Genomic DNA, 9,690 nt, shown 5'->3' with positions numbered 1-9,690 from the left:
AGACAACCTACGGCTGTATCCGCATAACCTCCACCTGCAACGGAAATATCGAAACATAAAGCGGGACCGCTACAGGTCGAATCGTAATCGATACGCCAATAAAAATGATGACTCGACCCCGAGGTCACAGGACCATACGAAATGGGATTTGAAGAGAGAACACTGATACATGCACCAGGACTGAGCGAAGCAATAATTGGATTAATTGTCGTCCCGGAATTATTTGTAACATCGACACTGATGGACATAAAAGTGCTAATCAATGCTGATACATCAGAAAAAATAGTACTCCAACTTGTCGAGCTAAGATCGTACCATTTTCCCCCCGAAACATATGCGAAATATTGATACCACCCCAAATGGCCAGTTCCCGTCCAGGGAGGATGCGCCGGAACGGGAGAGGTGTATGTGCCGCAGGAGGCATAAATCGAAGTTCTCGAAGCCCAAAAAATTACAGTGCCAGTGGAGGAAATTAATGAGGCAATACCTGTATCTGTTTCTGTAGCGGGACTTCCATAAGGCCCGGTGCCAGGATTACAATACCCGGAACATCCATCTCCTACTTGGCAATAAGAAGCATCCGTAAAACCGATTATTATGCGAAGAGCATCAGGCCGCCAATCATATTCACGAATAGCATCACCAATTGCATCTAAGGATTGTTCAGGGCCATCGGCACCACCTGAAGCGCCAACACCTCCAAGCCATGTTCCGCTTGTAAATGTGGCTGAATTTGCTGTCATTTGATTACCGGGTGTCCCCCCATCAAAATCCCATAGGTTCGTCCCATCGGCATAAGTTATACCCCCTAGATGGTAATCATATCCAGCTGATTCGAGGGATGAGATTAGGCCGCCAATACTCGCACGAACGCTGGAAATGGTGCTGGACATCGATCCACTGGAATCGATGCAAAAAACAATGTCTACAGCCCCAGTATCGAGACGACAGTGAACTTCCCAGCCGAGTTCACCTGTAAATAATTCGGAAAAACCATCCAGTTTCAGGTTCTCCTCATGCAAAAAAAGTGCATTAGGATCAATAGCCGGTAATTCGACACCTACTCGATTCACATCAAGGTTATTAATCTCCAGAGGTTTAGCTATCCCAAGATTCAAGAGTGCTACTAGATACAACAAAACAAAAAGAACGCGTTTCATCATAGAAACTCCCTATCATTTTTAAAAATCACTAATCAAAGAAATATATTGGAAGACCTTATAATTAGCAAGGGATTTAGAAAATTAATTGAACTTATCAATTCATTGCTGAAATGCATTTTCTCTATATTTTGAAATGAGGGATAAATTAATCTATCTATGAGAGATATAAATTCCAAATTTTTATGATTTGTGTTGCTTTTCATGAATTTGGACAATAGATTATAAATAAATATTCTATGGAGGTTCTGAATTTGAGGCTTAGATTCTGGCATTTAATTTTATTAGCAATTATATCCTCTGTTTTTGCGTTGGGTTTTAGGATATCACCGGGGACAATACTTCTTTACGATGCACCGGTTGGAAAACCCTATGATTTTGCCATGGAAAGAAATCAAACTATTCGAATTGGGCCTGTCGAAGGGGAAATTACCTACGAATTACACTCTGAAAAGCCTAGTATGGGAAACAGTTCAGCAACTGGATACTTCGATTTCCCTGAACCGATATGGTTCTCGTTTGGAGCGGAAACAATAACTGTCGAAGCAGGTAAAATTTCAGAGATTCCGATGTGGCTTAATATTCCTATGGATGAAGGATTATACAACCATAACTGGCTTCTAGGAATTCCAGTTACGCCAATTGCTGTTGCTAAAGGCGCAACTCAAATCCAAGTTGGCGGTTACCTTCAATTTAGAATTGAGACTCAAGCTAAGGAAAATGTAATTCCAAAATGTGGTTTGAATGAGATAGTTGCCGTCCCGAGCAAGCTTGCATTCGAAAACATGCAGCCGGGAATAGAACGCGTCGAAGTCGCAACACTTTTTCATGAAAAACTCAATTCTTCACTATATACAGTAGAGCGGCTGGACCCTTCTTCCGATGTTGCCAAACTAACGATCCTCGGCTCTCCCAGTTATCCGAGACTTACCAATCCGGAGTGGATAGAATATCCTAAAGAGATAGTCATTCCCGGCTCCGATGAAGGTGGTGGCCCATTACCGATAACCTTGAAAATTCCAGCTGATGCTCAAGTTCGAAGATTTGAAGAAATATTATTGATAAAAAGCAATAAAACCAAAACCGCTTTCTTAAGGGTGTTGGTTGACATTGAACAATTCTGATAATTAACAATCTATGGAGGAATCATGAAAAGAATTGTAATTTTTTTAGCCATATTGGCGTTTGCTGTCAGCGGACTCGCTGTTTGGGTTGATAGCGCCCCCGATTCAGGTCATATCGGCGTTGGTGCTGGCATGGACGGTCAATTTAGTATCGGTGTTCCACCCAACCCACCCGATTTTCCCGGAGTTCGCGAACTACTTCACAGTAGTTACAGACATTCCAGCCCAGATGGTGCATATTTTGGGATATGGGTAGATAGCTCTGTCATTTATTCAAACGGTCCCATAATCTCCACATTATATCCAGACAGTGCTTCATACTTGGATGATTTCCAAATCTTACCGAGTACTTACGATCCAATAAACTTCTGGATAAAAACCGAATGGTTACTTATTACTGACCCATTTGGCAACGACTCTATCAGGATATCGCAGATACTTCAACCAATCGAAACCGGCGGGAGCGGAACTGTCGTTGTGAAATGGATCATTCAAAATCAAAGCTCGGTTAGCCACGATATTGGATTGATGCTATTTTTCGACACAAAAATAGGTAGATCGGATACAGCTCGCATTGTTGCACCGGGTATCCCATTATCGGATAGCTGCAGAGTTCTGCCCGATGTGGGACACGGATGGGAACTTCCGCCATACTGGCAAGCCTTCGAGGGTGACCCAACCGACACAACCGATGACGCTCTCGTTACAAAAGCTGTTTTGAGTCTTCCTCCCAATACAACGCCCGATAGAATAGCTTTCGGCGATATTCATGATTTCCTTGGGATATACTGGGCTCCAACTATAACGATGAACGAATATTTCGATTCCGCAGTTCTATCATGGTGGTATCCAGTTACGACACCCCCCGGCTCGACAATAATTATCCAAACTAGTTACGGTCTCGCCGATAGCACAGCCTCTGTAGCCGGCATTTATGGGATGAATGTATCTTACTCACATAACCTCATTGCTACAAACTGTCAGCTTGTTCCAAATCCTTTTTCGTTAACCGTCGGTGTAACGAATAACTCGGATAGCACTGTTAGCGATATGAGGGTATCACTCGACTTAACAAGCGCTGATTATTGCACGCTAGGTGTGGCTGAGACTACAGTAAAATCGACAGTTCCTTCTACCCTAGCGGAGGGCGAGATGGGATTTGCATTCTGGAATATTGCCGTTAACAATCCTCCTTTGGATGATAGTCTCGACTCCCTCCGTTTCGAGGCTTTCACAACTGACTCTTCTACAATATCGCCTCCTTTTACTGTCTGGCTTGAAGGCTCGGATTACATCGGCCCGATTGTGGAAACAATCGAACCTCTTTGGGGAACGATAACTTCCGATCCAAATCAAGTTATTAAAATGTATATTCACGATGAGGATTCCTATGTTGATAGCACCAGAATATTCTTCGGCTTTATCACGGCAGCAGGAACCCTTTATGTCGGTATCGATTATCCTGAATTATCCTTCCATGACGATACCCTTTATTTCGACCCACCTGAAGCTCTACAAAATGCTAGATACTACTGGTTCCATTTAGCTGAAGCCGAGGATATCGATGGTTGCCCCTCTGCATCAGATTCTGGCAGATTTCTCTGTGATTTGGTAGGCCCGACAATAGGCCCGAACCACTTCCCTCCAGATAGCTCGATTCAGACCGATTCGCTTCTAGATGTATGGATCAACTGCAAAGACGCTCTTGGCTCGATTAGATTGTCTAGCATCCATTGGCGCTTTTCTCTAGATGGTTTTCTTATGCCGATCAATGTTATCGGAGGCGTTCCGGGCGAGGGAGTGGGTATCAATGTCTCATCTGAGGTAATGGAGCCTGATACAGCATATTGGAATCCAGGTAGCTGGACTAGCGGGCTTAGCCACATACCTGATGGTTGGGTAACTTCGACACTTGCAGGTCTTACGGATGATCCGGACTATGGCATTCCAAATCCATGCCCCGGTGTTCCATTTGGTTGGACATGGATCATGAACTCACACGGCCCCAGAGCGCATCCAATTTTGCCCTACGATGGTGATTTCGTCTCTGTTCCGGATACTGATATAGTCTATTATCTTTACGATGGAAACTCTATGATCACCGATAGCTCGAGAATCATGCTCGATGGCGGCATTATAGATCACGATGGCGGCCCAAGGGATTCTATACACACAATCGTAGTCGATCCTTCAACCGCTTTCCCGAACGGTTATTTGGTCGAGGTGGAGGTTGTCAATGCTTATGATAGCTTGTTCACTACACTCGATATGACAAGCCATCGCGCATGGTCTTATACTATCGATACTGCTCCTCCCATCATCGTGAATGGTTCCATCGGCGATGGCGATACAATCGGTTTAGATCACCTGGATGTTACAATCGCCGTTACAGACTCAATTGCTGGAGTCAATCCAGAATCGTTGACTGTTTTCGTTAATGGTGTGCCTGTTACTGCTAGTTATTCCGCCGATTTGGTCGAGTTCACTCTCGATGTCGATACCGATTCTGCGGTTATCGCGATTCAGGTTTGTGACAATATCGATGTCGGACCGGCTAACTGGCTCGACGAAGAGATTACCGTTTACATTGTTATGGAAGGCCCGCGCGTTCATTTTGCAGGTTACGAAGATGGTTATATTTGTTGTGCCACTGGCCCGATTATTTGGTCAATTATCGATCCAGATGGCGTTGATGAAAGCACTATAGTCGTCGAGGTCAACGGTGATACAATGACAATAGCTGACTCGAGACTCTCGTTTAACCCTACGGTAAGCGAACTTACCTATACGCCTTCATCTGCTTGGACCGATGGTTTCTATGTAAGCGCACAACTAATCACCGTAGAGGATATTTATGGTTTTTGCCTCGCGTCCCCAGTATCCGGTTCATGGATAGTCGATCTTGATCCCCCTGTATGGTCACACACTGTCGCCGGAACGTTGTTCATACCCTCGTCCGGGTATTATAACGATTCACTCATAATTATCGACTGGACTTGGGATGAAGGTGAATTCGACAGCATATCGCTCGTTGTTGGAGGATCCACTTTCGATGAAACCACCCCGGGATTTACTATTACCGATAGCGTCTTTACTTTCGATTCTCCGGTTGCAGAATTTGTCCTCGATAGTGCGGAAACATATTATTTCATACTTCAAGCTAAGGAAGTATGTGCATTCAGCGAGGGTGAATGGATAACAGATACTTTCGAGATATACAGCACCGAAATCGATGAATTGAAGAAGTTACCAATGAGAGTCGAACTCTATCCTAACCGACCCGATCCTTTCAATGCTACAACAACCGTTCCGTTCGAGCTAGCGAAATACGGTAAAGTGACAATCGAGATTTCCGACATCCTTGGAAGACGCGTATGCACACTCTATTCGGGTATTCTCGATGCTGGTTATTACGAGAAAGTTTGGAACGGCAAGGACGATTCCGGTCGCGATGCTCCAAGTGGAGTTTATAACTGCAGATTGATCTGCGGAAGAGAGATCCATACCCAAAAAATCACTCTTCTCAGATAGAATTAAAATAGTTATTTAACACTGGATTTGTAAGGGGGGGCGTCATCTAAATGGCGCCCTCATAATATTTGAGATGAAGAATAAACACATTTTTATGGCGTTTGCGCTTGTTATATCCGTTTCTACAGTTCTGCCCTTGGATAGAGTCGGAGGTTTTTCGCTTATCCTTAATCTATATGAAGAAGGCTCTACTATCGTTAGAGAAGGTTTGACGCTTGGCATGGATGATTCCGCTACATCTGGTTTCGACCCTGAATTCGATGCGCTTCTTCCTCCACCAGTGGGAGTTGGCTACCATTTTTATTCAGACACCACCGAACCATATAACCGCTTAACTTCCGATTTCAGAAATACGGCAGAGCTCGGTTCTATTTGGTATATAGACAAAATGAATTATTCTTTCGGCGCTAACGTGCTTTGGAACGATAGCTCGGCTATCTTCAGCGAGGATAGTGCAACAGTATATTTCAAGGTAATCGGTGTCTTCGATTCGATACCAGAATGCCCCTTCTTTGATTCCACATGGTCAACCTTATTCGGAATCGACACAATTAATTATAATCCCACACTTCAGCGACTTGTGATGTCGGTCGATCATTACACCCCTACTCGCATTCGCGAAAGTTTACCGGAAGACTACACTATACTGCCGCCTAGACCGAATCCCTTCAATTCTTCGGTCTCGATAATCGTCCAAACCCTAGAAAAACAGGATATTAGCGGAAGAATTTTCGATATCCTCGGAAATGAAATCAGCACAATGACCAGTTGCCCTTCGATAGGAGGGACACAACTTCTTTGGAATGGAAAAGACCTTACCGAGCAAGCTTCTGCGAGTGGAATATATTTAATGAAAGTCTATAGCGGTAAATTTGATCTTGCTACATATGAAATCTTCCTTGTAAAATGATAGATTTTCACATTCACCCAGATTTTAGTATCGATTCTAAAGCCTCGGTTGAGGCTATAGTCCACAAAGCTACTGTATTAGGCCTTTCTGAAATATGCTTTACAACACATATCGACCTCAACCCCAAACGCATCGGTTTAGACAGGTTCATGCGTGTCAATGGTAACCTCGAATTTCTGAAAAATAGGATTGTAATGGATTACATCGATACCATTCGGTTTATTTCCCAGAAGTTACTTTCGCCACAAATACTCCTCGGTTTCGAGTTTAGCTATAGTGAGCATTTTGCTTCGCTTGTGAAAGAATTCATCGAGAAGTATAAACCAGATTTCCATTTGGGGGCGGTGCATTGCCTCGACAATATTGGCATCACGAGCAGGAGAGAGGCCTGCGGGTATTACCGCTCTGTTTCCGTTGAGAGAGCAATCGCGGATTATATTTCCGCGATGGATGACCTTATAGATAGCGGTTTATTCCCAACAATCGCGCATTTCGACGGTATAAAAAAATACGGCCGCGCCTTTTATGGCGACGAACTCGAAGAGCTTTTTGCTGTGGAAGCTGCTTTATTATTTGAGAAGATGGCCGATTTACATATCGGTATCGAGATAAACACCTCGGCGATGAGGCGCGGGTTTTCGGAACCGTATCCATCGAGGCGACTGCTAAAAATCGCCCGCGATAAAGGTGTCCAGATCAATTCGGTCGGCAGCGATGCTCACCGGCCGAAGGAGGTCGGATTCGAGCTGGCAACCGCCTATAGCCTTATTGAAGAACTCGGTTTATCGGTGGGTAAACCGCTCGCGGATTACCTTTAGCCGATGGTCAACGGACAATACCCTTCATCCGTCATTCCCGACCCGCTTCCCCTCTGCTATTTCGACCCGAAGGGAGAAATCTCCCGCAATAACCCTGTCATTGCCGACCGTAGGGAAATCCAGAATTCTCCTCCCATCCCGTAGGGGAACACCTTGTGTGCTCCCGCTTTCGGGCGATTTCGCATTGTCAATTCGTAGGGGCGAGGTCCCCTCGCCCGTTTTTTGAAACCGGTGCGATTTGCGATGACGAGACGGGAAACCCGCCCCTGCGGGGAAATATCGCAATCATCGTTTTCAAACCGTATGCGGCAGGCCTCGCCCCTACGGTCAATATTATTCCGCGTCCGGCGCGGAGTTTTCGTTTCCCGACAATTCGTTCGGCTGGACCGCGCCGGGGGCGATATTGCTCCCGCTCTTCTCCTGTGCCGGATCGGTCGCCGGGACGTAATTATCCGTCGGCGGCACATGTTCTTCGACGGTATTATCATTTTTATATGTATCTGCGGGAGTAATCGATTTTTTCCTGATGATCTCTTCCTGTAAGCGGCGTTCCTCGCTGTCTTTTAGGATTTGTTCCATATCGACGGGATAGACCTTGTTCGGGTCGTAAGTCGTTATCGTATCTTTCAGCTCGCCGATGTATGGAACGAACTCCTTGTAGTCGCCGCGCGGCAGGTCGAAGGAAGGACGATAGAAAACATCGTCGATGTGGTCGATATCCGAACCGGCGACCTCCACTTCGACTCTGGCGAAAGCGCTCCAGTCGAATGAGAATTCGCCATCGCCCGACATTCTGATGATCTTAAATCCTCGGTTGTTCTTTTCGGCAACATAAAAACCGGCATTCGGCGAAGTGGGCGTAATTATTACGACTGGAATATAGTCTTCATCGAGCTGGGATGCGAAATCATCTGTGAACTCCACCCGGACTTCGTCATCATTCATCTTTGAAGTTCCGAAATCGAATATCTTCCTCGTAACGCCGCCCTTTTGGTTTCCACTGAAATTAACGCCGATAGCATCGGCGAGGATGTCGGTGCGGGCAACGAGGCGCTCATCGCGGGCTTTAGTTTCACGGTTAAGTTGTCTGCTTGCACCATAGGCCAAACCGATTGATTTAGCAACATCAATAAACTGTCCGACATCAGGGTTTGAAGCTCGTTCTCCATAATTTGTAATACATTGAGGCATATTTTCCTCTTTACCTATTACGAAATGATTTTGGAGTATAGGGTCCCAAACAGTATCTGTTACGCTAACCATGTTATCCAACAGCGCCAAATCGTCGTATGTGTCGAAAGAACCTACACTACTCTTATAGCGGAGATAATGTGAGTAAACATAATAGAACCACTTGCTCGATGTCCCGCAATAACCGTATCCATAAGACGAGGTTGTCCGCGCACCAAGATATCGGTGGGAATCTGACTGTGTTTCCGGATAGAACTGTCCCTGGAAGTATTTGTAATCGCTTGTTGCGTCGCCTAAATGCATTGTGCCGCGGAAACGGACATCGTTGCCGGGCTCGCCGGCATACATACTTCCGCTGCCGTCGTGGTCATACCAATAGTCCGCCTGCAATACATAAGCGGCCACTCCGCCATCGGCAAATCTTTGAGAGCCGCCGTTGGGCATTCGCAGTGAACGGAAATAACTGTCGCCATAAGGGTTGGCATAATAGCCGGTGTGGTTCGAGTCGTAGAAAATGGGCGCGCGAGAACTCGATGTTGCGAACGTGTTGCCCGAGTTGTCGACCCGAAGCGACCAGCCGCGACCCGAATTCAGAAAACCGATTTCATTGCTCGTCGTCCAATGGACATAGCCGCGAATATCTCCTGCCGTCATACCCATAATTCCGCCGTTCGAACCACCTGTTCGCATCCGCATGTCCGACCCATTGGCTGGATATATATGCCAGCCGTTGCCGCTCCAGTATATTCCGTCGTTGTCCGGTTTGCGTATCCAGTTGTTGACATATAGTTCCGTGCCGATTGTGCCATGACCGGTAATATTGAAATTCGCGGACTGTGCGCCCGTGCCGTTCCAGATATAACTGCCATCGCCGGAGGTTCTCGCGAAATAGTCGTGCAACCAGCCATAATTCGAGCACCAGAGCTGACCTGATGAGTTAAGGATCATCCTTCTTG

The 9,690-nt window shown here is 45.8% G+C and carries 6 protein-coding genes; 4 read left to right on the top strand and 2 right to left on the bottom strand.

Annotated features, from left to right (window positions below; translation table 11 throughout):
* On the bottom strand, positions 1 to 1,163 hold a 1,163-nt coding region (locus tag KAH81_07010), incomplete at its 3' end, for a hypothetical protein (GenBank protein MCK5833402.1).
* Positions 1,164 to 1,399: 236 nt separating this feature from the next.
* Between KAH81_07010 and KAH81_07005 the strand changes: the two genes are divergently transcribed.
* The 4 genes from KAH81_07005 to KAH81_06990 all read left to right on the top strand — a co-directional run bounded on the left by KAH81_07005 (position 1,400) and on the right by KAH81_06990 (position 7,543).
* Positions 1,400 to 2,284 (top strand): hypothetical protein, encoded by an 885-nt coding sequence (locus tag KAH81_07005; GenBank protein ID MCK5833401.1) that lies wholly within the window; start codon positions 1,400 to 1,402, stop codon positions 2,282 to 2,284.
* Positions 2,285 to 2,308: 24 nt separating this feature from the next.
* Complete coding sequence (locus KAH81_07000) at positions 2,309 to 5,815, top strand: hypothetical protein (GenBank protein MCK5833400.1); 3,507 nt, start codon at positions 2,309 to 2,311, stop codon at positions 5,813 to 5,815.
* A gap of 73 nt (positions 5,816 to 5,888) precedes the next feature.
* Complete coding sequence (locus KAH81_06995) at positions 5,889 to 6,725, top strand: hypothetical protein (protein ID MCK5833399.1); 837 nt, start codon at positions 5,889 to 5,891, stop codon at positions 6,723 to 6,725.
* Positions 6,722 to 7,543, top strand: coding sequence for a histidinol-phosphatase HisJ family protein (locus KAH81_06990; protein ID MCK5833398.1), 822 nt, complete (start codon positions 6,722 to 6,724; stop codon positions 7,541 to 7,543). Before KAH81_06995 ends, KAH81_06990 begins: the two co-directional genes overlap by 4 nt.
* Positions 7,544 to 7,876: 333 nt before the next feature.
* On the opposite strand, the gene KAH81_06985 is transcribed toward KAH81_06990, so the two are convergent.
* Positions 7,877 to 9,690: hypothetical protein (locus KAH81_06985; protein MCK5833397.1), on the bottom strand; the 1,814-nt coding region annotated here is incomplete at its 5' end.

This window comes from bacterium (assembly GCA_023145965.1).
Taxonomy (GTDB): domain Bacteria; phylum UBP14; class UBA6098; order UBA6098; family UBA6098; genus UBA6098.
The sequence above is the reverse complement of the archived record's forward strand: the minus strand, read 5'-3'. Positions and strand labels throughout refer to the sequence as shown.

Bases quoted from the DNA above. Each gene is read 5' to 3' on its own strand.
- KAH81_07005 (MCK5833401.1), top strand. From the start codon at position 1,400: ATGGAGGTTCTGAATTTGAGGCTTAGATTCTGGCATTTAATTTTATTA.
- KAH81_07000 (MCK5833400.1), top strand. From the start codon at position 2,309: ATGAAAAGAATTGTAATTTTTTTAGCCATATTGGCGTTTGCTGTCAGC.
- KAH81_06995 (MCK5833399.1), top strand. From the start codon at position 5,889: ATGAAGAATAAACACATTTTTATGGCGTTTGCGCTTGTTATATCCGTT.
- KAH81_06990 (MCK5833398.1), top strand. From the start codon at position 6,722: ATGATAGATTTTCACATTCACCCAGATTTTAGTATCGATTCTAAAGCC.